This is a genomic window from Arthrobacter sp. Leaf337 (genome assembly GCF_001423745.1).
In the GTDB taxonomy this organism is placed as follows: Bacteria; Actinomycetota; Actinomycetes; order Actinomycetales; family Micrococcaceae; genus Arthrobacter.
Genome location: NZ_LMPC01000001.1, coordinates 503,409 through 529,291 on the forward strand (window position 1 = coordinate 503,409; position 25,883 = coordinate 529,291).

28 protein-coding genes, 1 tRNA gene and 1 pseudogene are annotated in these 25,883 nt (G+C 59.2%); 17 read left to right on the forward strand and 13 right to left on the reverse strand.

The annotated features are described in order from the left end of the window. Positions 1–136: 136 nt before the first annotated feature. The 8 genes from ASF98_RS24480 to ASF98_RS23955 all read right to left on the reverse strand — a co-directional run bounded on the left by ASF98_RS24480 (position 137) and on the right by ASF98_RS23955 (position 10,623). The gene (locus ASF98_RS24480) at positions 137–610 is read right to left on the reverse strand and encodes a hypothetical protein (protein WP_200939277.1); all 474 of its coding nucleotides are present in this window, start codon (positions 608–610) and stop codon (positions 137–139) included. Positions 611–971: 361 nt separating this feature from the next. Further along, positions 972–2,855 carry a KAP family P-loop NTPase fold protein gene (locus ASF98_RS02245; protein ID WP_055796855.1) on the reverse strand — a complete coding sequence of 628 codons (1,884 nt, stop codon included), beginning with the start codon at positions 2,853–2,855 and terminating at the stop codon, positions 972–974. Continuing rightward, on the reverse strand, positions 2,855–5,899 hold the full coding sequence (locus ASF98_RS02250; RefSeq protein ID WP_055796858.1) for a type I restriction endonuclease subunit R: 3,045 nt from the start codon (positions 5,897–5,899) through the stop codon (positions 2,855–2,857). Before ASF98_RS02250 ends, ASF98_RS02245 begins: the two co-directional genes overlap by 1 nt. Then, complete coding sequence (locus ASF98_RS02255) at positions 5,896–7,068, reverse strand: restriction endonuclease subunit S (protein WP_055796861.1); 1,173 nt, start codon at positions 7,066–7,068, stop codon at positions 5,896–5,898. The genes ASF98_RS02250 and ASF98_RS02255 overlap by 4 nt, the downstream gene beginning before the upstream one ends. After that, positions 7,065–8,633 (reverse strand): type I restriction-modification system subunit M, encoded by a 1,569-nt coding sequence (locus ASF98_RS02260; protein WP_055796864.1) that lies wholly within the window; start codon positions 8,631–8,633, stop codon positions 7,065–7,067. The genes ASF98_RS02255 and ASF98_RS02260 overlap by 4 nt, the downstream gene beginning before the upstream one ends. Positions 8,634–9,007: 374 nt before the next feature. After that, the gene (locus tag ASF98_RS02265) at positions 9,008–9,859 is read right to left on the reverse strand and encodes a helix-turn-helix domain-containing protein (protein WP_082506669.1); all 852 of its coding nucleotides are present in this window, start codon (positions 9,857–9,859) and stop codon (positions 9,008–9,010) included. Continuing rightward, the gene (locus ASF98_RS02270; protein ID WP_055796870.1) at positions 9,835–10,365 is read right to left on the reverse strand and encodes a DUF6879 family protein; all 531 of its coding nucleotides are present in this window, start codon (positions 10,363–10,365) and stop codon (positions 9,835–9,837) included. The genes ASF98_RS02265 and ASF98_RS02270 overlap by 25 nt, the downstream gene beginning before the upstream one ends. Positions 10,366–10,443: 78 nt before the next feature. Beyond that, positions 10,444–10,623 carry a hypothetical protein gene (locus ASF98_RS23955; RefSeq protein WP_156372244.1) on the reverse strand — a complete coding sequence of 60 codons (180 nt, stop codon included), beginning with the start codon at positions 10,621–10,623 and terminating at the stop codon, positions 10,444–10,446. Positions 10,624–10,941: 318 nt separating this feature from the next. Here ASF98_RS23955 and ASF98_RS02275 point away from each other — a divergent pair, with 318 nt between their 5' ends. The 14 genes and pseudogenes from ASF98_RS02275 to ASF98_RS25115 all read left to right on the forward strand — a co-directional run. Next, positions 10,942–11,250 (forward strand): hypothetical protein, encoded by a 309-nt coding sequence (locus ASF98_RS02275; RefSeq protein WP_055796872.1) that lies wholly within the window; start codon positions 10,942–10,944, stop codon positions 11,248–11,250. A 12-nt stretch (positions 11,251–11,262) separates the two neighbouring features. Further along, the gene (locus ASF98_RS02280) at positions 11,263–11,508 is read left to right on the forward strand and encodes a hypothetical protein (protein ID WP_055796875.1); all 246 of its coding nucleotides are present in this window, start codon (positions 11,263–11,265) and stop codon (positions 11,506–11,508) included. Between the two features lie 2 nt (positions 11,509–11,510). Continuing rightward, positions 11,511–11,714, forward strand: coding sequence for a hypothetical protein (locus ASF98_RS02285; RefSeq protein WP_055796877.1), 204 nt, complete (start codon positions 11,511–11,513; stop codon positions 11,712–11,714). A gap of 67 nt (positions 11,715–11,781) precedes the next feature. Next, complete coding sequence (locus ASF98_RS02290; RefSeq protein ID WP_055796879.1) at positions 11,782–12,309, forward strand: hypothetical protein; 528 nt, start codon at positions 11,782–11,784, stop codon at positions 12,307–12,309. A gap of 26 nt (positions 12,310–12,335) precedes the next feature. Then, entirely contained in the window at positions 12,336–12,512 is a 177-nt protein-coding gene (locus tag ASF98_RS23960; protein ID WP_156372245.1) for a hypothetical protein, read from the forward strand. Positions 12,513–12,693: 181 nt separating this feature from the next. Then, positions 12,694–12,900 (forward strand): hypothetical protein, encoded by a 207-nt coding sequence (locus tag ASF98_RS23965; RefSeq protein ID WP_156372246.1) that lies wholly within the window; start codon positions 12,694–12,696, stop codon positions 12,898–12,900. Then, complete coding sequence (locus tag ASF98_RS02295) at positions 12,893–15,067, forward strand: type IV secretory system conjugative DNA transfer family protein (protein ID WP_055796882.1); 2,175 nt, start codon at positions 12,893–12,895, stop codon at positions 15,065–15,067. Before ASF98_RS23965 ends, ASF98_RS02295 begins: the two co-directional genes overlap by 8 nt. Continuing rightward, on the forward strand, positions 15,064–16,038 hold the full coding sequence (locus ASF98_RS02300; protein WP_055796885.1) for a replication-relaxation family protein: 975 nt from the start codon (positions 15,064–15,066) through the stop codon (positions 16,036–16,038). The genes ASF98_RS02295 and ASF98_RS02300 overlap by 4 nt, the downstream gene beginning before the upstream one ends. Position 16,039: 1 nt before the next feature. After that, positions 16,040–17,029: a DNA-methyltransferase gene (locus tag ASF98_RS02305; protein WP_200939278.1), complete on the forward strand. Its 990-nt coding sequence runs from the start codon at positions 16,040–16,042 to the stop codon at positions 17,027–17,029. Between the two features lie 86 nt (positions 17,030–17,115). Next, complete coding sequence (locus tag ASF98_RS02310) at positions 17,116–17,433, forward strand: hypothetical protein (protein ID WP_055796891.1); 318 nt, start codon at positions 17,116–17,118, stop codon at positions 17,431–17,433. A 102-nt stretch (positions 17,434–17,535) separates the two neighbouring features. Continuing rightward, on the forward strand, positions 17,536–18,120 hold the full coding sequence (locus ASF98_RS02315) for an antirestriction protein ArdA (protein WP_055796894.1): 585 nt from the start codon (positions 17,536–17,538) through the stop codon (positions 18,118–18,120). A gap of 124 nt (positions 18,121–18,244) precedes the next feature. Then, a complete protein-coding gene (locus ASF98_RS02320) occupies positions 18,245–18,628 on the forward strand; it encodes a helix-turn-helix domain-containing protein (protein ID WP_055797293.1) in 384 nt (127 codons plus the stop codon). Positions 18,629–18,660: 32 nt separating this feature from the next. Further along, entirely contained in the window at positions 18,661–19,308 is a 648-nt protein-coding gene (locus tag ASF98_RS02325; protein ID WP_055796896.1) for an ImmA/IrrE family metallo-endopeptidase, read from the forward strand. Positions 19,309–19,334: 26 nt separating this feature from the next. After that, positions 19,335–20,165: pseudogene (locus tag ASF98_RS25115) on the forward strand (recombinase family protein); the annotation flags it as partial. Between the two features lie 243 nt (positions 20,166–20,408). Here ASF98_RS25115 and ASF98_RS23980 read toward each other — a convergent pair. The 5 genes from ASF98_RS23980 to galU all read right to left on the reverse strand — a co-directional run bounded on the left by ASF98_RS23980 (position 20,409) and on the right by galU (position 23,918). Beyond that, entirely contained in the window at positions 20,409–20,618 is a 210-nt protein-coding gene (locus tag ASF98_RS23980) for a hypothetical protein (RefSeq protein WP_156372247.1), read from the reverse strand. 382 nt (positions 20,619–21,000) lie between these two features. Beyond that, a tRNA-Ala gene (locus tag ASF98_RS02345) sits at positions 21,001–21,076 on the reverse strand. 203 nt (positions 21,077–21,279) lie between these two features. Beyond that, positions 21,280–22,245: a hypothetical protein gene (locus tag ASF98_RS02350; RefSeq protein ID WP_235505574.1), complete on the reverse strand. Its 966-nt coding sequence runs from the start codon at positions 22,243–22,245 to the stop codon at positions 21,280–21,282. 143 nt (positions 22,246–22,388) lie between these two features. After that, complete coding sequence (locus ASF98_RS02355) at positions 22,389–23,006, reverse strand: GNAT family N-acetyltransferase (protein ID WP_055796909.1); 618 nt, start codon at positions 23,004–23,006, stop codon at positions 22,389–22,391. A 6-nt stretch (positions 23,007–23,012) separates the two neighbouring features. Next, complete coding sequence (galU, locus tag ASF98_RS02360; protein ID WP_055796911.1) at positions 23,013–23,918, reverse strand: UTP--glucose-1-phosphate uridylyltransferase GalU; 906 nt, start codon at positions 23,916–23,918, stop codon at positions 23,013–23,015. Between the two features lie 112 nt (positions 23,919–24,030). On the opposite strand from galU, the gene ASF98_RS02365 reads away from it, so the two are divergent. The 3 genes from ASF98_RS02365 (at position 24,031) to cpaB (ending at position 25,879) form a co-directional block, all read left to right on the forward strand. Next, the gene (locus ASF98_RS02365; protein ID WP_156372248.1) at positions 24,031–24,627 is read left to right on the forward strand and encodes a 5-formyltetrahydrofolate cyclo-ligase; all 597 of its coding nucleotides are present in this window, start codon (positions 24,031–24,033) and stop codon (positions 24,625–24,627) included. A gap of 138 nt (positions 24,628–24,765) precedes the next feature. After that, positions 24,766–25,005 carry an FmdB family zinc ribbon protein gene (locus tag ASF98_RS02370; RefSeq protein WP_055796912.1) on the forward strand — a complete coding sequence of 80 codons (240 nt, stop codon included), beginning with the start codon at positions 24,766–24,768 and terminating at the stop codon, positions 25,003–25,005. A gap of 145 nt (positions 25,006–25,150) precedes the next feature. Next, positions 25,151–25,879: an RcpC/CpaB family pilus assembly protein gene (cpaB, locus tag ASF98_RS02375; RefSeq protein ID WP_082506670.1), complete on the forward strand. Its 729-nt coding sequence runs from the start codon at positions 25,151–25,153 to the stop codon at positions 25,877–25,879. The last annotated feature ends 4 nt before the right edge of the window (positions 25,880–25,883 follow it).

Genomic DNA, 25,883 nt, shown 5'->3' on the forward strand with positions numbered 1-25,883 from the left:
GTCCGCCCAGATGAGGGTCGACTGATCCAACAAATGTTGATCGTCCATCTCGTGTCCACAGGAACGTTTCGTCATAGCCGCCGTTTTGTCGAGCTGCCTCAGCGTTAGCGTCAGAGATGGTCAGGTAGTATCCGGGTCATGCCTGCACTCCGAAGATCTTTCCGATATCCCGGATTCCAGTCTCGATGGCCTGCGCCATCTCTTGTTCGGTTGCGCCAGTGGGATTTAGAGATGCCTGCGCCGCATACTCGGCGGCCACATCTCGGATCTGTCGTTCGACGCCGTGGCGTTTCTCGTAGCTGACGTCCTTTGCATAGATGGTGGACGAAACCTCCGTCAGTGCAGTCTCAGCGATGGTCGTCTCGATTGACTTCCGTACGACTTCTTCTGGCGTCGGCGGTTGATCAATGGGGTGCTCAAGAATCCAGGCGACGACATCGGCGACGATGTCACGCTCCTCGGCGTCTGCAATGGTGCTATCTGCCGGGGCCCCGAATGCGGCCTCGACGATCTTGATGCCGATTGCTACGGGATCACCAAGCGCCCTTAAGTCGTCATAGTTGAGCCCAGCCTGCTGCAGAACTTCGCGATTAGCAGATGAGTACGCCAAAGCGAGGCGACCAGCTCGGCCGGCCGCTCGCGACACTCGCCCGACAGAGCGCGTGGCGCCACCCGAGGATCGGCCTCCACCGCCACCGCGACTGCCGCCACCGCCGGAACCGGGGCCGTCGCCTCCTCCGCTACTGCCTCCACGCGGACGAAGGAGTACGCGCAGGGCTGGCCCAAGGTCTATTCCGGGGCCCTGCGCGGGAAGTGTGGATGGCAATGACTCGCCAGGGTTGCCGGATTCATTAGAACCCCCCGCGTCCTCACCATCTGATGATCCAGGCAATCCAGGCCCGTCAAGCCAGTCGGCGATGTTATCGCGCAGATCACTAGCGTCCTTGCCGCCGCTTCCCCCAAATGAGCCGCTAGTTCCCATTGATTTTGCTCCAGCTTCCCTCAACAACTCTGATTGCTGCGTGTAGCTGCGCGTCGTCTGTTGATGCCTTCCAGATGTCGAGTACAGGTTGGAATGATGTCGCATCGAGCGGCCGTAGCTTGACGATGGTGGCGGGTTCGACGTCGGCAGCAGGCAGTCCCTTGAGCGCTGTAATGACGTTTGGCAGGGTGACAGGTTGTTCCTGTGCCATACGAAGGAGACTTTCCACCGTGAACTTCTGGATGCTTGGCTGATCACGGGTGCGGCGTCCAAGGTGCCTCACCAATGCATGGGCGTCGGGTTCGGGCAAAGCCCTGAGCGTTGCGTCAGTGACGCCCGCACGATCAAGTTTGAGACTTGAGGTCAGCGCGGCGGCCAGGTCGCGAAGCCGTTCCGGCAAGCCAGTATCGATGACTTCGATCTTCGCAAACGATGCCGCCAGATAGAGGTAACCAGATATTGCTGTGGCATCCAGGGTTGGGGGAAGTTTCGCCCAACGTCGGAGCGTGTCCGAGAAGGTATCGTCTCGCGATGTGACAGGAGTCTTTTCGTCGGACTTCGTGGTTGACGCGCGCCTGCCTTTAGCGGGAGTTTCTTCGCCAGTCGCGGTGGTCTCGGTATCGTTCGCGGGAGCCGTGCCATTGGCGGCGAGTTCAAGGGCTTCAAGCTTGTCGCGCAACTGATTAGATGCCAGCCAATCAAGGACAGTATGAAAGTCATCGGTCAGGATTCGCTCGAGCACCATCAGCTTGGCCACCTCGTCAGCCTTCAGGGTGAACCCTCGGCGGCTCGAAATAGCTCGACGGACATTCAGGTCATTCAGGAAGCGCTTGATGCGGCGCGGGTTCCCATGGAACTTCTCGTAAAGAATTGGCGTCAGACGAGCAGCCGTAATCAGATGTTCGGCGAGCGCGCCGCCTTCCTGCACTTCAATGCCATCAAGACTGCCACCGTCAATTCGGAGGTCGTCACATTTGGCAACGAGTTCCTCGTACGTAGCACCATCAATCTCGCCGTCACTCTTCGCCAGTAGGAGAAAGAGGTATGCCTCGGTGTCAAAACGACTTAGGGCGGGCAGGGGAATAGTAGTCTGGACAATTTTGTGTAGATAAAGCTTCGCTGGATCTTCGTCTTCTGGACCACCAGGGCGGGTGCCAAACTTCTGCTGAATAGCTTCGGCAACACGGTCCTCGTCTGCCGCAATAACGAATGACATGCCCTTGGCAGATAGGAAGAGTCGGATGGCCTCAAGTGTTTCGACGACTGTGTCAGGTAAGCACCGATCAAGGTCGTCAACAAGCACGACCACCCGAGACAGGTGTTGAAGGGCAGGATCGGCGAGGAGCTCTTCGAAATCCTTCCGGAATGCCGCCATCCCCTTTTCAGTTTCGAGGCTCTCCGGGTCATCGCTGACAAGATCGAAGACATCATCGACGTTGGGGAGCTGCATCGTGATGGCAGTGCGGGTGGCCATCTTGACCGCTTTCGACCAATTGACCTTCTTTACGAGTTTCTTGAAGGCCTCGAGACCCGCCTTGCCAATCGGGTCCTCGGTGTCGAACTCACCATTTAGTGCGGCAAGAACCTCGGCTATGAGACTCTCTTTGGGGCCAACTGCAGGATCGTAACCCCAGGGCTGCGTTGGAATTACCAACACCTTGCCGTCCGCGGTCAAGGATCGATCTTCGATTTCGGACTTAACTAGTTCCAGGACGCTGGTCTTGCCGCTGCCCCATGCACCCGAGAGGCCGACAGCGACAGGATCGAGTGCGTCGTCGAACAAAGCATCGGCAACAGTCTCGGCGACTGCACGGAATGCCAGCAGATCCTGGATGGCTGGCTCATCTGACAAAAGTGGGAATGGGTTTGCCATTAGTTAGAACCTCCCGAACTAAGACCGAAGAACCGCTCGAAGAAGGCGCCTAGCTTCTCAAGCACGCGCTGCTTCTTCTCACCATGACCGCCCTTGGCTGAGAATCGAGAGGCTGGAGGGAGTACCTTTGTGATCGCTGTTCCCGTCGTTTGGATGCTGCCGTCGCGGAATGCCGTCTCGACAAACACGCGGGTCTCGTCCGGTCGCAGGCTCTCGGATTCGATGATCGCGTCCAGTTCGGCCTCTTTGCGGCCGGCGATGAAAGCGCGCCACTCTTCGTCGATTTCGCCGGTAGCCGACACAGAGTCGACGAAGGCTTCAATAAGGTCCTTCTTGTTGCGCAGGCTCGGGCTGGCATCGACGGCGCGCGAAATCTCGGCCCGGATTTCCTTGTCGTCGCCGTCACCGCGCTCGTTGCGGTACTTTTGCACGAGCATGAGGATGTAATCAACGTTGATTTCAACCTGTTTGATTAGCTCGATCTCAAAGACCACGTCATCATTTATCGACTCCTTGTCCGAGTCCTTGTCACGGCGGAACTCTGCGTAAAGGTCGAGGTAAACGCTGCGGTAGTCCTGGCCTTGTCGAGCCGTCAGAATCTCTTGGCCGGCAAAGTCGTCAAAGGACGTCAGGATGTTCTGGAGCCGGAGGATGGTGCCGAAGAGGGCGATAAACGCCTTCTGGGCCGCCTCGCCAACGATCGGCGTACCGAGCGGGAAGTCATCCAATAGCTCAGTGACCTTATCGGCGTACTCGTCGTAGTATTCGCCGTATGGCTTGAGGATTACGATGCCCTGGGCATTCTTGTTACCAAAGAGCGCGATGGCATCGTTGGTCTCTTCCTCGAGATCGCGGAAGGTGATGATGTTGCCGTAGGTCTTGACTGAGTTGAGGATGCGGTTTGTTCGCGAATAGGCCTGTATGAGACCGTGGGCTCGCAGATTCTTGTCCACGAACAACGTGTTTAGCGTCGTGGCGTCGAACCCGGTGAGGAACATGTTTACGACGATGACGACATCGATCTCGCGTTGCTTGAGGCGCAGCGAGAGGTCCTTGTAGTAGTTCTGGAACTTGTCAGCGGAGGTGTCAAAGCTGGTGCCGAACATGTCGTTGTAGTCCTGGATTGCGTCCTCCAGGAAGTCGCGCGACGATGCATCAAGGGCGGTCGTTTCGAAGCCCTCCTCGTCGAGCGCGCCGTCCTCCACTGCTTCGTTCGCTGCGTAGGAGTAGATCAGACCAACCTTTAGCTGACGAGCCGGCGGAAGGTCACGTTGCTGTATGAAGAACTGATTGTAGTAGCGCTTGGCGGCCTCAATCGAGGCGGTCGCAAATAAAGCATTGAAACCATGCACGCGCTTGCCAGCGAGCGAGTAGTGCTGAGCGCGTTTAGTTTTCTGGTCGAAGTGCTCAAGTATGTAGGCGGTGACCTGCCGCAGCCGCTCCGGAGCAAGCAGTGCCTGCTCCGTATCGATGGCGGACACCTGTTTGTCCGTGAGACCTTCCGGCAGCTTGATGGTGTTGACGTAGTCAATGCGGAACGGCAGAACATTTTTATCGGTGATCGCGTCAACGATGGTGTAGGTGTGCAACTTGTCGCCAAAAGCCTGCTCGGTAGTCTTTAGCTGCGGGTTGCCACCGCTGCCGGAATTTGCGGCGAAGATTGGCGTGCCAGTGAATCCAAAGAGGTTGTATTGCTTGAACGCCTTCGTAATCGCGGTATGCATGTCACCGAACTGTGAACGGTGGCATTCGTCGAAGATGATCACAATATGGCCCGAGTAGATCTCGTGGCCCGTGTTCGCCTTAATGAACGTCGCAAGTTTCTGGATCGTTGTGATGATGATCCGTGCCTGCGGGTTCTCAAGCTGTTTCTTAAGAACTGACGTCGAGGTGTTGGAGTTGGCTGCGCCCTTCTCGAACCGGTCGTACTCGCGCATCGTCTGATAGTCCAGGTCCTTGCGGTCCACGACGAACAGAACCTTGTTTACGCTCGGGAGTTTGGATACGAGCTGAGCGGTCTTGAAGCTCGTCAGCGTCTTGCCCGAGCCTGTGGTATGCCACACATAGCCGCCCGCCGCCACAGAACCTAGCTGCTTGTAGTTCGTGGAGATGTCAATCTTCTGCAGGATCCGCTCGGTGGCCACAATCTGATACGGGCGCATTACGAGCAGCATGCGGTCTGAAGTCAGGACGCAGTATTTGGTGAGGATGTTCAACAGGGTGTGCTTTGCGAAGAAGGTCTTTGCAAACGCCGTCAGGTCCTGGATCGGCTTGTTCTGAGCGTCGGCCCACCACGATGTGAATTCAAACGAGTTCGACGTCTTACGCGCCTTCTTCAAGCCGGCGGCATCGGCCAAATGCTGACGACGGGTCGTGTTGGAGTAATACTTCGTCAGGGTCCCGTTACTAATGACGAACAGCTGGACATACTCGAACAGGCCAGACCCAGCCCAAAAGCTGTCGCGCTGGTAGCGGTCAATCTGGTTGAACGCTTCGCGGATATCGACACCACGACGCTTCAGCTCGATGTGGACCATTGGAAGACCGTTGACGAGTACGGTCGCGTCGTAGCGTGTGGATCGCGCAGCACCGCCCTCGCCCTGCCCGATCTCGTACTGGTTGATGACCTGCAGTCGGTTGTTGTGAATGTTCGCCTTGTCAATGAGGAGGATGTTCTTTGTCGAGCCGTCATCGCGTCGCAGGAGCTGCACATGGTCATCCTGGAGACGCACCGTTTTCTCGGCGATCCCGTCATTGGCGCCGACGACCCGTTCCGTGAAGAACCGCTCCCATTCGGCGTCACTGAAGGTCATTTCGTTCAACATCTCTAGCCGCGTGCGTAGGTTGTCGACGAGCTGAGGTTCGCTTGTAATAGGCAAGTACTCGTAGGCCTGAGATTGGAGGAGCTTGACGAGTTCACGCTCTAGGTCTGCCTCAGACTGATATGCCGCCTCACTTGCGCCGTCTGGAATGTACTCCGCGACGACAGTGCTCTCGTTGCTGACCGCGATCGGGTCATACTTCCTCGGGCTTGTTTCGTTCATGAGGACGTCTCCTCAAAAGCCATAAGCCGATCACGGTAGTACTCGTGCTGCTGACGACGGGCAGCGAGCTCAGCGGGAAGCCCGAAGCTTGGGCTATTGACGAGCGCGTCAAAATTATCAAGGATCGAAACGATCCGCTCCTTTTGTGCTCTGTCAGGCCAGGGAATAGGAATGCGGTTCAAGTTTGCCTGGTTTAGCTTTGGCTGAGCACCTCCGGTTACGTATGAGCTCAGATCGATTGAGTTCAGGTAGAACTCCACGAATCGCCGTTCCGCATAGGTCGGGAACTCCAGCACATGCGCGTGGTTGTTGACCCAAGTCTTACCGGAAATAGAGAATGCAATTGGTGTTGAGCGCGCCAAGAGGTTCGCCCCGTCTTCTGAAACAAGCAAATAGTCACCGTCGAAAATGTAATCACTGACGCGGTCAACGACGCCAGATGCGCCATAGTACGGATAGATACCAGCGTCTCGTGCGGACCTCGTCACCGGCCGCCGCTTCGAGTCCAGGTTGGTTGATACCTCCGCTATTGTGACCCACTGTGTCCCCGACTCAAAGGTTAAGAGCGAATCGCGGTAGTGGATATATTGGCGCTTCCGAGCATCTAGTTCCGTCTCCAGCTCTGTCTCCAACAGAGAAAACTGATCCAAGGTCCTCACGATTTCTCGCTGTATGTCGATCGGTGGGATTGGAAACCTGAAGCGTTTGAAGCCAGACATGTCGACTGAAGAAAAACTGGACGTTGTCGTATTCTTCCGGCACCAGTCGTCCAATATGAAGCAGTAGTAAAAGACAAACTTCATGTCGAGCAGCGTTGAGTAATCGGGTTTCGGCCAAAGCACGGTGAACCTCTGATTGGACATGAACGGGACGGTGACCAGGGCGTGTTCACCGATCGTGGCAGACGTGGCAACGATGATCGAGTTCGCAGGGAATAATCGGCCTCCCTTTACTGCAGACTCCGGAATGCGCTGAATGGCATCATCGAGCACGAGGCCGTTCTCTCGAATGTCCTCCATTCGAAACCAGGGGATCGTGCCATCAATCCAGTTCGAGGCATTGGCCTTCGAAGGGGTGTATCCGTTCCTCGTTTCAAAAATTTCACTTAGTGGCTGAAACTCAACACCATTAGGACATAGCGTTGCGATCAGATCGTCGATCTTGCTCACGACGCGGACTCCAAATCTGCGACGATGACGTCAATAGCAGAGCGCAGTTCTTGCTGGCGGTCGACGATACGGGCGATCTCGGCGTTGAGTTCAGAGATGTCGACGATCTCACGGGTATCCTTCCCGTCGACATGAGACGAGACCGCGAGGTTGTAGCTGTTTTGGGCGATCTCTTTGTTGAGCACAAGGCGTGCGAAGTGATCAACGTCCGTACGGGCTGTGAAGGCGTCGAGAACCCTCTGCTGGTTAGGATCAGTTAGCTTGTTTTTGCTGCCGCCACGAACGAACTCGGCAGAGGCATCGATGAAGAGGACGGCGTTGTCCTTTTTCGACTTCTTCAGCACGATGATGCAGGTCGCGATCGTGGTGCCGAAGAAGAGGTCTTGCGGGAGCTGAATGACGGCGTCGACGTAGTTGTTGTCGATGAGGTATTGACGGATCTTCTGCTCTGCTCCGCCGCGGTAGAGGACGCCTGGGAACTCGACAATCGCAGCAGTACCGTTCACAGCGAGCCAAGAGAGGATATGCATCGTGAATGCCAAGTCGGCTTTGGACTTGGGGGCAAGTACACCAGCTGGAGTGAATCGCGGGTCGTTGATGAGCAATGGGTCAGAATCGCCAGCCCACTGGATAGAGTAGGGCGGATTCGAGACGATCGCTTCGAATGGCTCGTCGTCCCAGTGAGCGGGGTCGGTCAATGTGTCGCCGTGGGCTAGGTCGAACTTCTCGTAGTTGACATCGTGGAGGAACATGTTGATCCGCGCCAGGTTGTACGTGGTCAAGTTGATCTCTTGGCCGTAAAAGCCCTGGCGGACGTTGTCCTTGCCAAGAACCTTGGCGAATTTCAAGAGTAGAGAGCCTGAGCCGCAGGCAGGGTCATATACCTTGTTCACTGATGTTTTGCCTACCACTGTGAGGCGGGCGAGTAGCTCTGAGACCTCTTGCGGGGTGTAGTACTCACCACCGGACTTACCCGCAGCCGATGCGTACATCTGCATGAGGTACTCGTACGCATCCCCGAACGCGTCGATGGTATGGTCCGAGAAATCGCCCAATGTAAGATCACCGATGGCATCAAGGAGCTTCACGAGCTTCTCATTCCGCTTGACCACCGAGTGGCCGAGCTTAGCCGAATTGACGTCGAGATCGTCGAACAGACCTTTTAGGTCATCCTCTGAGTCGGTGCCGACGGCAGAGCCCTCGATGTTCTTGAATACATTTGCGAGCGTCTCGTTGAGGTTCTCATCGTTCGCAGCGCGCTTACGTACGTTGGCGAAGAGCTCAGAGGGGAGGATGTAGACACCCTTCTCCGCGACTGTCTCTTTGCGCCCAAACTCAGCCTCGGAGTCCGGTAGTGCTGCGTAATCGAAGTCCGGGTGACCCGCCTGCCGCTCGCCCTCGTTAATGTAGGCCGTGAGGTTCTCTGAGATATAGCGGTAGAAGAGGATCCCGAGCACGTAGCTCTTGAAGTCCCAACCATCGACGCTTCCGCGCAGGTCGTTCGCGATCCGCCAGATCGTCTTGTGTAGCTCCGCGCGTTGCGCTTCCTTGGTTGTTCCAGCCATCTCGGTATGTGTACTCCTTGCGCACGGCGCGCTTATGTTGGTCCCTCTGGGGTGATGCTCTCAACTTAGCAGCCGCCACTGACATCTCCGGGGAGCAGCGCGGTGCTCTCTACGGCGGCATGGGGGTGATTTTCGTCTTGGTGAGTCATCTCTAAACAAGGCGCATCATCTGCCTTATTTATAACACAATATTAGACATATTTTAAGCTTCGACCTGCGTGCGCGGCCGTATGAGTAGGAATTGAAAGACTCAAGTGAATTTGTTGACGGCGTTCTAAATAAATACCTGACATATTCATAATCGAGTATTCTTTAGAAACGATGAACTCAGGCAGATTCGAATCGCAATGATCTGGAGTGTCCACGTCTCCCGCCTATTGTGTGTCGCCATCTTTAACTGCGGATTCCATCAGCTCACGGGAGGCTTCTCGGTCAAGAGCAGCCTCGTAGAGCCTGCGAAAGACATTGTGGTATTCAATGACTTCTACGGTATTTGTCGTTTCTTGCTCGCTAATGGCAGCTTCGGCACTTACATATCTGGAGTCAATAATCATGAAAGGATTCGCCGCGACCGAGGGTACACCCCGTCTCGCCGTCAATATTCTTATCTCAATGTTCCGTTGCCATGAGAGTCGTGTTGCATGGGAAATTTGGTCGGCGAGAACCTGCTTGTCTGCCGTGCCATGAAGTGAGTACAGGGCAGCCTCCGACATGACGAAGGTGAACCTTTTTGGTTGCGACAGGATGTATTGGCGCTCCATCCGGGCCTGCGCAAGTCGAGTGGCGGCATTCGGAGAGTGCCCGATATCGACGAAGAGCGCTTCAGCATAGGGCCGAGTTTGAAGCAATCCAGGGAATACGGCGCATTCGTAGGTAAAGATCTCGTGGGCCGTTGCTTCCAGGCTGGCGAGCCGGCGTTGTACGGTGTCAGCTCCGTGGTTGACCATGAACGAAAAGCTGGACGGATCCAGCTGGGCAAGACTCCACTGCTGTCTGAGCTGATGTCCTGTTACGTCATCACACGCCAATGCGAGTATCAGCTGCTTTAGCTCGGTCGGTTCGAGAATTCTGTACTTTCCTGTCTCAATCTTCGAAATCGTGGCCTGCGAAACGTGCACGGCCCGAGCCAAATCCTCTCCGCGCATCCGTGAATGAAGGCGAACCGAACGCACCATTGCGCCAAAATGAATCAGTGCCGGATTTAGTCCCCCTGGTTCGGATGCCATTCAAGCTCCCGAGACCGGCAAAACTGCTCGACGGTAGGGCATTCATCAAACAACTTTCGCGCCGCCACCAATCTTGATCTTTCAGCCTCGGCGACGAGGCTCGACCGCGAGCCCATGTAAGCACCTGTGGCCGAGTAGTCCATCCACTCGACGGTTTCTTCATCGTATTGCCAATAGTCAAAGGTTGGGATCCGCTCATCGGTGCCGCGAACTACTATCCGAATATCCTCGCCGGCAGCGACGCTTGGCCTGTACCCGGCCAAGACTTCGAACAATTCGTACTGCGTTAACGGATCCGACACGACCCGCAAGCGGCGCACGACGCCTCCTCGACGTTTGGCGTCGGCTACCATCAATGCCCAGTCGCTATTGAACTCGCTCGGTACGGCTCCCGACCTCGCGAACATGTCCAGCGCCGTCATCTCCTCCGGCACGTCATAGGTGGGGAACTGCTCAACGCGGAATGCTTCGCGCTGAAATGAGTCGAATGGATCGCTGTCAGGCATGGGCTCCCCTTGGTAAGGCGAAGATACGCGGGCGAGCCACACAGGGCCTAAATGGCCACTCTTCGCTCGCCATAGTTTTCACAGTTTGAGGCCCGCTAGCAGACTTACTGGAATGGCGACAGCCTGTTCGCCGTCCGGCAATGGTTCGCCAAAAAGACCTTCCGCGATGTAGCCCTGGACAATTATTGTTTCTGCATCCTTTCGGTAAATTGTGGGGCAATTCTTGCCACCACAATTTGACTTGGCAATTACTTCCATCGATCTCTCCTCCTTGCTGATCACCTGCATCTCTAGGTATACATCCGGCCAGCGAAGCCGTCAACGGTATTCGAGGCATCCGAATATCCGAACCGACCCGCCAGCCTCAATGGAATTATCCTCTCCTAAATTCGGATGTCAGCAATTTTATTGTTCCAAGAAGAGCTACAAGCTCCAATGGTAATTGGAATTCTAATCATTCCGCGTTTTGATCGAGCTACCTATTTCTCGCAAGGCTTGTCGAAGTGCCACGGGCTTCACCCTCGTTTGCATCTGGCAGGTCTCCAGATCACAAGTCCATTAGAAATGGAGCAAAACATGTCCGACCTCATCCGCCGCCCCGGTGGCAACATCTCCCCATACTCAGCCCCGGAGGGCTTCTCCCGTTCCGAAGGCAAAGGCTTGCAGCGCCGGCAGAATACCGAGATCGCCAACGGTCTCGTCACCGCTACCCGAGTCCAGGCGGCTGGATACGTGGCCGCGACGGGTATGCAGCTGACCGCAATGCTCAGCCGCGAAGCCCAGTTTCAGTCCGATGGCGACCCGCGCACGGCGGAACGCCTCAATTTCATTGCGGATTCCTACGCCGAGTATGCGGCGCTGGAAGTCCGCCGGTTCCAGCGGTAGAGAGGGAATCCCATGAAGCACGAATTTGCCAACCCATTCACGTCCGAACGGCACGCCGAGCCGGCGGTTCTGCAGCACGAAGCTGCGGTGCGATTTTTTGTCGGGCGTGTCACTTCGCTGGTGGACGAGCTTGATACCGTCGCAAAGGCCGTCAACGCTGACTCACCGGCCACGTCCCGGCACCTGCGTTTGGTTTCACAGCAAATATCAGCGATGGCACTCACGGCCCTTGAGACATGGCCCAAGGTTCTGCGATAGCGATGGAAGCTTTCCTTTGCATCATCATCGCCATTTGCGTGACTGCACTAATCGCATATCTTGTCGCCGCCGACTTCTGGAACAACCGAATGCCGTCCCGTCAGGCCCAGATCGCCCGTATCAAGCGGGAAGCTGACGAAACAGTCGCCCGGCTAGACGCGTCCTATCACCACGCGCTGCGGGCCATGCGCCGCCACCGCCGATAGCGGAACACTCCTAAGAGCGACCGCTCGCGATCTTCATCTCGCACACCTCAGAGAGGGGCTATTTGCCATGCGGAAAATCATCTCCAGCACCGAGCTCACCTTGGCCCAGAAGAACCTCAGTAACCATGTTCTGTTGGAGGCTTCCAATATCGCGTCACGCGTCGGCTTCGATTGGCGGCCGACAGACGACGCTCCAAACACCTACAAGGCACTGAAGACGGCCTTTGAAGTGTCAACTAGAACCAAAGCGCCACTCCCGGTGAGCAACGAGAACTCCAGTCGTGTGGTGTTCATCAATGAGGAAGGGAACTACGCGTACCGGTTCCTGCACGACATGGGTCATGTTGAGATGGGCTTGGGTTTCAACTCGCCGGACGAGTTTGAATTGGCGCGGCGACTGATGTGCCGCCTCGAGCGGGCGGGCTACGGTCCCGAAACTCTGGAATGGCAGCTCTACCAGGCCGACGCAATCGGCCAGGTGATGCACTATGCGATCACCAAGAGCTATGTGGGCGATCAACTCCAATTCGCCCTGGACTGTGCCTATCACGGCCTGGACTGCGGCATTTTCCTGGAGATCGAGCGCCAGCGATGACGGGGAACCCTAAGGAGAAGACCGCCATGTTTGACCGTCTGGTTGGTGCATGCATGGCCGTGCTCCTAGCGTCCATTGCCATTTACTGCGCCGCTCAAATCATCCAATCGATCTGGCCAATCCTGGTTGTGATCACCGGCGTCATCGCCTTGGCTTGGATCGCCATCATCGTGATCCGCATCTGGCGCTCACGCCGTTTCTAGACGCAAATCGCATCGCCGCTACGCCTGTAGTTCGGCCCGTTCCAGTCGGTGTTGTGGTTTGCGCCAAAGTGGTTGATCGTTCAACCAATTGAACGCATACTAACCCACAGACCACGTTCAATATGTTGAACGATCGTCTGCATCACCGACCACAACGCTGACTGAAAGGAGGGAAATCACCATGCCTACACAAAATCAACCACGTCGCCGTCGCGACGCCCGTCCGCGCCAGGAGCGCCACGTACTCGTCTACGGAGTGCAACGCGACAAACCAGACTTACGCAAGCTCAGCCGGGCTGTCATCGCCATGGCTCAGGCCGAAGCCGAACGCGAAGCCCAGCGCCAGCACGAGACAAATCAGCGCCCGCGGGGAGACCGTCATGACTAGCGAGGAATCTCTACTACGTCAGCTCGTCTGGCAGGAGATCTACTGGCCGCATCCTCTGGACACGACGCGTACCCTGAACCTGCTCCGCCAATGGGCCTCACAAGTCCACGCGCCCCAGATCATCTTGGAAGCCCGTGCTGCCAAAAACGGCATCCGCTTCCTGGTTGGCTCCCAGCGCCGTCACGAAATAACCCTCCGCCGCGACATCGAACAGATAGTGCCTGGCACCATCGTTGCTGCCGACGCCACCGGACGAGGTCATGCAACCTTCGCCCACCGCCTCACTATCAACCAGCCGATCCGCCCGCTGGAGTCACAGGACAACGAGGGTAGCACCCGGTCAATTCTGGCCAGTCTGGCAGGATTGCACGGCAAGGAACTGTTGGTCGTGCAAATCGTTCTCGGCCCACGACTGGCACCTCAGTTGGTACCTGACCGGCTGCCACGGGTGGACCAGGGAATTGCATCTCAGGCATTCACGGGCATTCAGCGAGAGCGTCGCCCGCAGGTCGCCAAGCAAATCCAGCTCAAGCAATCGGACCACGGTTTCGCTGCCGTTATCCGCATCGGCGTTTACGCCGCCGACGAAGCCCGCCGCGCGATCCTGATCAAACGTGTCGTCAGCTCGTTCGGGACACTGCGGACTGCTGGGCTGCGGCTGCGCGAACACCGGGAAAAGGCGCAGAAGCTGAACACTCCCGCTTCGGAGTGGGCATTCTTCACGCCCGCGCAGCGGCTGTCTGTCGCAGAAGTTGGCTTGCTCAGTGGCTGGCCGGTCGGCGCTGTCGATATCCCATACCCTGGGCTGCCTCCGATCCATCCCCGCCCGATACGCCCGTCATTCACAACCGGGGACAATCACCGAGTAGTAGCCCAAGCTACGGCGCCGGGTGCTACCGACACGATGCTCGGGATTACCGCTGACGACAGCCGGCGCCACCTCTGGCTGATGGGGCCAACCGGCGTCGGCAAAAGCTCGCTGCTGCTGAACATGATCCACGACGACATGCTGGCCGGACGAGGCTTGGTCGTGGTCGAGCCCAAGGACTTGATCCGAGATGTCCTGGCCGTCGTACCGGCATCGCGCCGGGATGACATCGTGCTCCTCGACCCGCTCGACATCGAACCGGTCGGCATCAATCCACTCGATCTCCACGGAAGATCACCGGCACTCGTCGCCGACCAGATCTTCGGCACATTCAAAGCGCTCTACGGGGCGGAAGCGTTGGGTCCACGGTCATCGGACATCCTCCGGCACTGCCTGTTGGCGCTGGCCAGCCGCCGTGACGCCAGTCTGGCCATGCTGCCGGTGCTACTGACCAACCCCGGTTTCCGACGCTCCGTCACGCAGCACATTGCCCGCAGCGACCCATTTTCGGCAGGACCGTTCTGGCGCTGGTTCGACCAGCTCACGCCGGAGGCCAGTGCCCAGGTCACGGCACCACTGATGAACAAGCTCCGCCCGTTATTGGATCCGCACCTGCGGCACGTTCTGGCACAGCGCAGCCCACGGTTCAACATCCGGCAAGTCCTGACCGAACGGAAGATTCTGCTCGTGCCGCTTCAAAAGGGTGTGCTCGGTCCACAGGCTGCCGAATTGCTCGGCGCCCTGGTGGTTGCTGAGCTGTGGCAGGCCATCCAGGAACGTGCCGCCACCGACCCCAAGGATCGTGACACGGTCATGGTTTACCTCGATGAAGTGCAGGATTACCTACGTCTGCCTACAGATATCGGCGATGCCCTGGCCACCTCTCGAAGCCTAGGCGCGGCATTCCACGTCGCCCACCAGTACTTGGACCAGCTACCGATGGCCATGCGCTCAGCCTTCGAAGCGAACTGCCGCTCCCGCATCTTCTTCCAACTGGCGACAAAGGACGCCCGCGCCGCCGCCACGATGGCCCCGGGACTCGACCCCGAGGATTTCACCGCCCTGCCGGCTCGCCATGTCTACGCGCAGCTCGTCAACCAGGGAACCGTCACCGACTGGGCATCGGGCAAGACGATCACCACGCCGAAGACGACGGCCAACGTGCCTGACATTCAGGCCCGCAGCCGCCGCCAGTACGGCCAGGCCACCGACGCCATTGAACAAGGACTCCTGGATATCTTGGAGCTCCCGCAGGATCAACGGGACTCGGGCGGACGCCGTCGCAGGAGCACCCCATGAACGACAAAAAGACCCTTCCGACCGGCTACCCGACCGCGTCGAGCCAACTACCCTCATCTATGCAGGTCAGCGGCGAGGAGGGGGCAACAGGGGCGACGAATACCGGTGCTACTCGGGGCACCGGAGCACACGCCGGACCACGCATCAGCAGCCGACGACTGCGGGAGATCCAGGCGCACCTCAGCGAACGCGACCAGGCCATCCTGACATCCGTCGACCGCTACCGATTCCTGACAGCCAGGCACCTCCAGTCGCTGCACTTTACGGATCATGCGTCGGCGACGTCTGCCTCTCGAACCTGCCGCCGAGTATTGGCCCGGCTGCGCACACTCCGCATCCTTGGCATCTTGGACCGCCGCATCGGCGGCATCCGGGCAGGCTCCGAGGGCCTTGTCTACTATGTGGACACGGCGGGCGACCGCCTTCAACGCGGCGTGGCATCGTCCCGGGCCCGCAAGAGGTTCGATGAGCCATCAGCCCGCTTCCTCGACCACACCTTGGCGATCGCGGACATGGCCATAGGCATCTTCGAGACCGCCGCGGCTCACGGAGCTGAGGTGGTCAAACTCGACCCCGAACACACTGCCACTCGCACATACGCAGACAACTATGGGATCGCCCAGGTGCTGCGACCCGACCTCTACGTCGAGCTGGCAGCCGCCGTCGGTGACGAGGATGTCAGCGCATTCTTCATCGAAGTCGACCTCGGGCATGAAAGCCTGCCGACGCTGCTCGGGAAGTCCCTGACCTATGAGGACTACCGCAGCACGGGAATCGAACAACACCAATACGGCGGTTTCCCGCAGGTTATTTGGGCCATGGACGCCTACCGTGAAACCACCGCCCAAAGACGCCGAAAGTCGCTTCAAGATTCCCTCGAACGGAACAGCCGTCTCAACGCTGGCATGTACCGGGTTCAGTCGCTTCAGGACGCCGCCGCGGCCGTGGTGCAGGGGCTGCACCATGACTAGTTTGACCAACAGACTCCTCGTCGGCGACGCCTTGCAAACACTACAAAGAATGCCGACCGATTCCGTCGACATGTGTCTGACCAGTCCACCGTATTTCCGGCTGCGCGACTACGACGCTCCGGGCCAGCTCGGGTTGGAAGAGTCGGTTGATACTTGGGCGGCCATCCTCCGTGAGGTATGCCGCGAAGTCCACCGCGTCCTCGTCCCAACCGGAACATTATGGCTCAATCTGGGCGACACCTATACCACCCATGCACGTCAGGGCGCCCCTCCCAAAAGCCTGGCACTGGCCCCGGAGCGCCTCGCCCGGCTATTGCAGGAGGACGGCTGGATTCTGCGTAACAAGATTGTCTGGGCCAAGCCAAACCCAATGCCAACCAGCGTTCGCGACCGGCTCACAGCCACCCATGAGGTGATCTACGTTTTTGCCAAGGAGTCACGCTACTTCTTCGATCTGGATAGCATTCGTGTTCCCCACGTCTCCAAACCAGGATCGCCGCCAGGGAACCGGTCTCGGCGTCCAACCGCCGACCGCTGGCGTGGCCCCAACTCCGACTCCATCACCGGCCTGGTGAAGATGAAGGCGCGGGGCGTTGTCGGGCACCCCCTCGGAAAAAACCCGGGGGACGTCTGGACAATCTCGACTTCGGCAGGAAAGGGAAGCCACCACGCCACATTCCCCGAATCCTTAGCCAGACACTGTATCCAGGCCGGGGCGCCCGAAGCGCGCTGCAGGACATGTCGCAAGCCGCACACCCGCGCCATTCGACGGATGGGGGAAACAGCCACTCGACTCGCCCTCGCACCAACCTGCGGACACCGGGGCGGGACGGAGCCAGGTACTGTCCTGGACCCATTTATGGGCTCGGGCACGACAGCCGTTGTTGCCGAACGCCTGCACCGGCAGTGGATTGGCGTCGAGCTCAATAGCAACTTCGCTCATGAAGCTTTCAACCGGATCAGCTCAGCCAGGGCCTCGCCGGCTGCCTGAACCGGTGACGCTCGTCGGTGTTATGCGGATCGGTGAGTCAGGTTTCATTCCGAAACCTCGCCGACCGCAAGCACCGAGGAGTTGTCATGACGACACCACCGGTTGACGGCATCGACCGTCACAACCAAGGCAGCGTGAAGACGCTGGCCGTCCGGCTCGAACCGGACATCCACATCCAGCTGACGCTCATTGCTCAGCTGCGCGGCAGCACTATTACCGAGGAGATCCGGAAGGCTTTGGCGGCGCACATTGCGCTCGTCAAGGAAAACACCGATCTGGTCTCTCAGGCCGAGTCTGCCATGGCAGAAATCGAGCGTGAGGCAGCTGCCCGTCGCGAGGCTATCGCCAGCCTGTTCGGCAACGACCAGGCAACGGTGAAGCCCCGAACGACGCGTGGGCGCTAGTTCGAGCCACCCCCGGCAGGAGCCAGCGTGAGCGGAGTTCCACTAAACTCCCTCCGCTGCTCCTGCTGGACATCACACCACATAAGCGAAAGGAGGCAACTCATGAACCACGAACAACTACCCGGGGCAGACCCGGAACGCGAGAATCAACGCACCACACCGGCGATCTACGTCGCGTCGCTGGCCGACTACAACAACGGCCGGCTGCTCGGCGATTGGATTGACGCCACCATCGGAGCCGATGCCATCCACGAGAAGATCACCGCCATCCTCGCCCGGTCCACGGAGCCGGCACCGGAAGAATGGGCCATTCACGACTATGAGGGCTTCGGCAACAAACGACTCAGTGAGTATGAACGCATCGAAGACGTCGCCGCCTTAGCCGAAGGCATCGAGCAGCACGGCGAAGCCTTCACCGCTTGGGTCGACTACACCGGCCTTGATCCCGAAGACTGGCACCACTTCGACGACGCCTATTTGGGCGAATTCGACAGTCTCACTGCTTACGCCGAGCAGATGATTGACGATCTCGGATGGCGTGACGAGGTCGAAAAATACTTGCCAGAATCGCTCCAGCCATACGTCAAGATCGACGCCGAGGCGATGGCCGAAGACATGCGCCTCAATGGCGAGATTTACAGTGTCGAATCAGACTCCGGCATCTACGTATTTAATAGCCGCATCTGACAATATCCGAAGAATAAGGCAGCACTTCCTTTCTTGACGAAACTTCTGTTGTGGAATTCGCTTAAATCGTTGAACGAAATGAACGATCGGCTCATACTACGAACAGAAATTGGAGACCAACGAAATGCAAGACCACGACATACAACAACTGGCGGATGCCATCCGGGAACGACGGCAGGAACTCGGCCTGTCTGCCAGCGAAGTCGCCCGGCGGGCAGACGTTGCAAAGGGAACCATCACCAGGTTGGAACTCGGGCAAATCACCAGCCCCCGCATGGACAACCTCCGCTCAATCGCCGACGTGCTTCAGATCCCGTTGACCAATCTTCTCGCCGAATCCCGCGTCTTGCGCGGATCAGATCTTCCCACCTTGCAGCCATACCTGCGCACCAAATTCAAAGACATGCCAGAAGGCGCCGTTCGTGAAATCGAAGCTCACTTCCGCGACGTCGCCGCCCGGCACGGCCTCAACATAAACACCGGCCCCGCTCCAGGCGAGGACGAGTAACCCACCAACTTCTCAGCGAAAGGAGAAAAGCCATGACTAACGAAATCAACCCAACCCCATTTGATCGAAGCGTCCTGTCCACTCTCCGATCTCTCATTCCAAACCGCGACGTTCACTCGCTTGCCGAGGCAAAACAAGTCGCCGAACATCAGGCCATCCGATTACTCCAGCTGCACAATATTGGTGATGGCCCTATCCCGGTCGAGTTCATCGCCGAACTGCCCAAGATAGAGATTGAACTCGTCGAAGCACCCGTCTCCGGAGCCAGCTTCTGGAACGGCAACGCCTGGATCATTCAGCTCAACAAGCACGAAAACTACAGCCGTCAACGATTCACGCTGGCTCACGAATACAAACACATCATCGACCACAACCGGGCCGACGGGCTCTATCTGGGTTCCAAAGATCTCACGGCCGCAGCGCAAGCTGAGCACGCGGCCGACTACTTCGCCGGATGCCTTCTCGTCCCAAAGATCTTGCTCAAACGCGCCTACTACGGCGGAATGCAGAAGCCATCCGATCTGGCCAACCACTTCCAGGTATCCGAAGTCGCCATTCTTGTCCGGCTCCGGCAGACGGGCATCGCTGAACCAGCGCCCCGCTGCTTGCCAGCGAGCGCCCCCTTCTCGCGTTCATGGCAGTACCGCATGAACAACCCCACCCAGCTACAAGGAGTTTGATCATGACGATCGACGACCTCGAGGCCATGCGCCCACGAAAAGCCGTTCTCTACCTGCGTGTCTCCAGCAAGAAACAGACCGAGACTGCCATCGACATCGATAAGGACGGCAACTCGATCGCCACCCAGCGCGATATCTGTGAGCAGAAAGCGGGGGCACTTGGTGCGGAGATTGTCCAGGAGTTTGTTGAGCCGGGCGTCTCAGCTCAGACTATTGAAAAGCGTCCCGTCTTCCAGTCGATGCTGAACTACCTGCAGGACAACCGCGATGTCGACTACGTGATCGTCTATGCCAGATCTCGTGCGTTCCGTAACTTCGTTGACGCTGCCATAACCAAACGACACCTCGATAAGCTTGGCGTCCGGCTTCTGTCCGCTCGGGAAGACTTCGGCGAAGGCACCTATGCCGAAGCCATGGAAGCCGTCACCGACATCATGAACCAAGTACAGAACCAGCTCAGCGGCGAAGACATCAAGATCAAGATGCGTAATAAGGCCGTCAACGGCGGCACGATCGGCCGAGCCAAACTGGGCTACCTCAACGTTCGAAAAGATATCGACGGGCGGCAAGTCAACACCGTCGAACTTGACTCGAAGCGAGCACCGCTAATTCTCAAGGCCTGGGAGCTCTACGCCACGGGTGACTACACCCTCGAACGGCTCGAAGCCGTAATGGGCGACATGGGTCTCACTTCTCGGGCGTCGGCACGTGCACCGGAAAAGCCAATCGCGCCCAGCAAGCTCCACCAGATGCTCAAAGACCCGTACTACTGCGGCTATGTCACATACAAGGGCGACATCTTCCCGGGTCGGCACGAACCGATCATCGGCCAGGAACTCTTTGAGCAAGTGCAGGAAGTCATGGACCTCCGAAGCCGTCGCGGCCAACGCGACCGAGTTCATCACCATTTCGCCAAAGGCATGTTGTTTTGCCGACGGTGTCGCGACCGGGGCCAGACGAGCCGCATGATCTACACGGAAGCCATCGGGCAAGGCGGAACGTACCAGTACTACGTCTGTCGACAGCGAAAAGAGGGCACATGCGATCTCCCATACCTACCCGTGTATCGCATTGAAGAGGCCCTCGAAATTCATTACACGTCACTCAATCTGCCCAACACATTCCTGGCAGATATCCACGATCGGATCGATCAGGCACTCGCCGACGAACAGGGCGGTGTTCGTGACATCCACGCAAAGGTCACCAGACAGCTCAAGGAGCTTGAGGTAAAAGAAGAACGCTTGATCGATCTCGCTGCCGACGGCCTGCTTCCGCAGTACAAGATTCGCATGAAACTTCACGAGATCCACACCCAGAAGAGAAAAGCACAAGATTCGATGGCCAACATATCGGCAGAACTAACCGTCGGCGGGGCGGTACTGAAAAAAGCACTCAAGCTCATCGAAGAACCAGCCGGGCTTTACTGCTCGGCCACCGACGCTGTTCGCCGCCTGATGAATCAGTCCTTCTTCGAGAAAATCTACGTCGATGAAATCGGTGACGTGACCACGGAGATGGCCGAACCGTTCGCCGGAATCTACACCGCAGAAACCGCCTGGGCGGCCACACGCGCCGATCTGGGCGACGAAGCGACAGGGGTGCCAATCAAAAGACGCCCCCGAATTTCGGAGGCGTCAGATGGTATTCAAATGGTTCGTCTTTTTTCGGTCGATGGTTCGACTAAGACATCTATGGTGGAGCTAAGGGGATTCGAACCCCTGACCTCTTCGATGCGAACGAAGCGCTCTACCAACTGAGCTATAGCCCCGGGCCGTGCCATGCCCTCGGAAACTCCGGGAACAGGCAAACCGGTGTCCCTAGGCTACAAACTATCGGCGCGCTTCGCCAGCCAGCTCCCGAATGTCTCACTTCCGTACCGGCGCTCGGGAACCAGGTCCCGGCCACCATCCGCGTGGCCTGGGCATAAAAAAGCCCCGGGCAGCAATCGGCTGTCCGGGGCGGAGAGGCCGGCTAGGCGCGGCGGCGCTGCAGGACGTCGTCCAGGTTGCTCAGGGCGCTCTGAGCCTTGGTCAGGGTCTTGGGAGCGCTTCCGCTGGCCGCCGGGGCGGCGGCCGGGCCCTGCTTGAGGGACGGTTTGCCTACGGCTTTCGGAGCTTCGGGCAGGTCCAGCGGCTCCGGGGCAGCCCGTTCTGCCTTGGCTGCTTCCACGTAAGTGGGCTTGGGAACGTCCACAGGCTCCCATTTGGCGTCCGTGTTGACGGCCGACCCTGGTGCGGCGGCAGTCCTTAGGGCGGTGTCGCCCGAGGCCCTGGCTTCGGCGAGGGCAGCTTCACGCAGTTCCTGGGCCGTCAGCGGCTTCACCTTTGGCTTGTTTCCCGCTTCGGCGTCGAAAAGTGGGCTTTCCGGGGCGTCCACGGCCGGTTCCCGGCTGGGACGCGGTACGGCTACCCGCATCTGCCGCTCCGGGGCAGTCATGGCTGCACGGAATGCCGCGTTCATTCTGGCGCGCCGGTCCCGCACCGCCAGCCGCCGGAGCCAGACGACGGACGCTACAGCAGCCAAGAGGGCCCCGACAGGCAACCAGGACGAGCCCATCCCGAACATGAGGAAGACGCCTGCCACGAACCCGGTGAGCAGGGACACCAGCCCCACCAGCGCGAGCGCACATCGTCCGTACCGGATCCTCAGTGCGCCCGGGCGCGCCGTCGCCGCACCCGGGCTGGCGGCGGGTGTCCGGGATCCCTGCGCGGATCCGGTGGCCTGCTTGGTTTCCATTGAGTTCTCCTGCTGGGCGGCCATTTTCATGACGTTTCCGGCTTGGGGGTCTGCGGGTTCGGCGAAGTTGATTTCGGACATCAGCTCGGCTGCGGGCTGGAGCTGATGCTGGCGGTTTCTCAGAACATACGGGGCCACCCACACAATCCAGAGCGCGACAGCGACAACAAGGATCACTGAGCTGCTAAGGGGGAAGTCCACATTCAAAACCGTATGAGTAATTGGCCGACAGCTCTGGCATTAGCTCCGGTGTGTCGCAGGGCAGCTGGCAATTCAATGGATTTATGACGAAAAACACAGGAGAACAACCTCGGGGTGACTCCGGCAGCGGGCCAGCGTGTTGGTCAGGCCGGGCGGCTTCTCAACCACCTGGCCAGCAGCCCTTCGGGAACTTCCTCGGACGTCAGGGCGAACGAGCGGTGGTCCGCCCATTGGCCGTTGATGTGCAGGAACCGCGGCCGGTAGCCTTCGTCCCGGAAACCCAGCTTCTCAACAACCCGGAGGCTGGGCCCGTTTTCAGGCCGGATATTGATTTCCATCCGGTGCAGGCCGAGGCTGCCAAAGCAGTAGTCAGTGGCCATCGCAACAGCCGTGGGAGCAATTCCCCGGCCGGCACAGGACTTGTCCACCCAGTATCCAAGCGTGGCCATCATCGCCGATCCCCAGATGATGGAGGACACCGTCAGTTGTCCAACGATGACTGGATCCCGACGGCCCGGAACACGCTCCGTAATCACGAAAGGCAGCGCCGTGGCCTGCGCGGCCTGGGCATTGAGGGACCTGACCATCTGCCGGTAGTCCGGCAGAGCCCCTCCGGGGGCCGGGTTCGAGGCCTCCCAGGGAGCCAGCCATTCAGAATTGCGGGAACGGACCGCCATCCATTCCTTGCGGTCCCGGTACCGGATGGGGCGCAGCACAATGTCGCCGCATTCCAGCGTCGCCGGCCAGATGCTGCCCCGCATGGGACGTTACTTGGCGAGGGAAGAGGTGAATTCCGGCAGCCACTCGCGCAGCCCGGGGCCGAGGTCGTCGCTGTCGCAGGCCAGCTGGACGCAGGCCTTGAGGTAGCTGAGCTTGTCGCCTGTGTCGTAGCGGCGGCCGCGGAACACCACACCGTAGACGCCGTATCCTTCGCCGTCCCCTGCAGCAAGTTCCTGGAGGGCGTCCGTCAGCTGGATTTCCCCGCCCCTGCCCGGTTCGGTGCGTTCGAGGACATCGAAGACAGCGGGGTGGAGGACGTAACGGCCGATGACGGCCAGGTTGGACGGTGCTTCCGCGGCGTCGGGCTTTTCCACGAGCTTCCGGATCCGCACGAAACCGTTCATGTCGGTTTCGTCGATGTCGGCACAACCGTACGCGCTGATCTGGGACGGTTCCACTTCAATCAGCGCGACCACCGAGCCGCCGGTCTTGGCCTGGACTTCGATCATCTTGCTGAGCAGTTCGTCCCGCGCATCGATCAGGTCATCGCCGAGAAGCACCGCGAAGGGTTCGTATCCGACATGCTGCTTGGCGCGCAACACTGCGTGGCCGAGGCCCATGGGGTCGCCCTGGCGGACGTAGTGGATATCGCCGAGGTTGCTGGCGGCCTGGATGGCTTCGAGCTTGGTGGTGTCGCCCTTTGCTTCGAGGGTCGCCTCCAGCGACGGGACCCGGTCGAAGTGGTCTTCGAGGGCGCGTTTGTTCCGGCCGGTGATCATCAGGATGTCGGTGAGGCCAACGTTGACGGCCTCTTCGACGACATACTGGATCGCGGGCTTGTCCACGACCGGCAGCATTTCCTTGGGCATGGCCTTGGTGGCCGGTAGGAACCTGGTGCCGAGTCCCGCAGCAGGAATGACAGCCTTGCGGACGGAAGTATTGGTGGTAGTCACTGGACTAATCTAGCGTCAGGGACCAAACATTGGGTAATTGCACTAACCGCCCGGGATGGCCTTCACCAGGGCCTCCGCAGGCGGGCCTCCTGACATGGAAGGACGGGCGTTGATGCCATCCAAGGACGAGATCCGCTCAGCCCACCGAATCCGGCGTGCAACCGTCCCTCCCGTCGGCCTTGAAGCCGCCGGAGCAGGTATCGCCCGTCACGGACTTCAGTGGGCCACCATGGTTGCCGCCGGTGAACGAAGCACTTTTGCCGTGTACCTGGGCGTGGGATTCGAGCCCCCCACGTTGCCGCTCATTGCCGGGCTTCACGGAACAGGGCACCGCGTTCTGCTGCCGGTCTGCCGCCCGAACCGCACGCTCTCCTGGGTCTACTGGACCCCGGCGACCGACTTCGTCCGCAGCAGTTACGCCCCCATCGACGAGCCCGTCGGAGAACAGCACGGCATCGAGGCCATGCGCGACGCGGCCGGGATCTTCGTCCCCGCCACAGCAGTGGACCTGTCGGGTAACCGGATCGGACAGGGTGGGGGCTACTACGACAAGTTCCTCGCCGGTCTCGAACATGAGGGCCTGCCGGTGCCCGCGGCTGCTGTGGTCTTTGACGACGAAGTCCTTCCGGCCGGCAGCATCCCCGCCGAATCCTTCGACCGCAAAATCCCGGTGGCAGTCACACCGTCACGCCTCGCGCAGCTGATGTGAAGCCGGCTCGCAGCGGATGATAGAATTGGCACTCAGGCCCTGCGACTGCTAAGGGAAGGAACCTGCCGAGGAACTATCGGCGGTGATTCCTGCCAGGCAGCACGGGACCTGCTCGTTTGTCCCAGAGGAGGATTACCAGTGCCCACGTATGCATACGCCTGCAAGGACTGCAGCCACGCCTTCGAGATCGTGCAGTCGTTTACCGACAGCTCCCTCACCTCCTGCCCCGAATGTGAGGGGACCCTGCGCAAGAAGTTCAACAGCGTCGGCGTCGTCTTCAAGGGTTCCGGCTTCTACCGGACCGACTCACGTGACAGCAAGGGCAGCAGCGTCTCTCCCGCTCCGGCGGCCGTTCCCGCTGCCGCAGCTGCAAGCTGACTTAGACTCGGCGTCCGCTCCCGAATCTCGCGCATAAGCGCGAAGAGGGCCGATCCGCTACTCATGGTGCGCTGCTGATGTCGGTTTTCCACATACGGCGTCCCCGGGCTGTCGCCGCGAGGCGGCGCCTCCGTAGCCTCAGGGCATGCCATCCACGTTCCGCACCAACGGACCTTCATCGCCGCGGCAGAGCTTTCGGTCCGGACATCCCGGCCGTCAGCGCCCCTCCGGCCTGCGGCGCTTCCCGTCATGGCTCAACCGCCATCGCAGGCTGGTCGTCGCGCTTCTGCTGTGCGCCGCTGCCGGCATTTCCGTCCAGCAACTGACACCGGCACCCGCCCACACCGTCACTGCGCTGGCCTCCACCCGTGACCTTCCCGCTGGAACCGCCCTCTCAAGCAATGAAGTGGTGCTGGTCGAGGTGCCGCCAGGGATGATGCCCGCGGGAAGCTACGCTGACAGCGCCGCCATTGTGGGCAAGCAGCTGGCTGCACCGCTGCGCAAAGGTCAGCTGATCTCCGATACGCAGTTGCTCGGGCCGGGCCTGCTGGCCGGCACTCCCCCGGGATCGGCCGCCGTGCCCCTGAGAATGGCGGACCCTTCGTCCATCCAGCTCGTGGCACCCGGCCAGCTCGTCAACATCGTCATGACGAACGGCACCGACTACGGCAAAGCAGCCGAATCGCAGGTGCTGGCGGCCTCGGTGCCCGTGCTCTGGACGTCCGGGCAGGGCGGGCAAACCGGACAATGGCTGGGCACCGGCGAAACCGAGGGGCTCATCGTGGTTGCAGCGGATCCGGACCAGGCGCGCCGGCTCGCCGGCTCCTCAACGCAGGGCAAACTCTTCTTCGTCATGGTGGGAGCACCGGGCTAGCTAC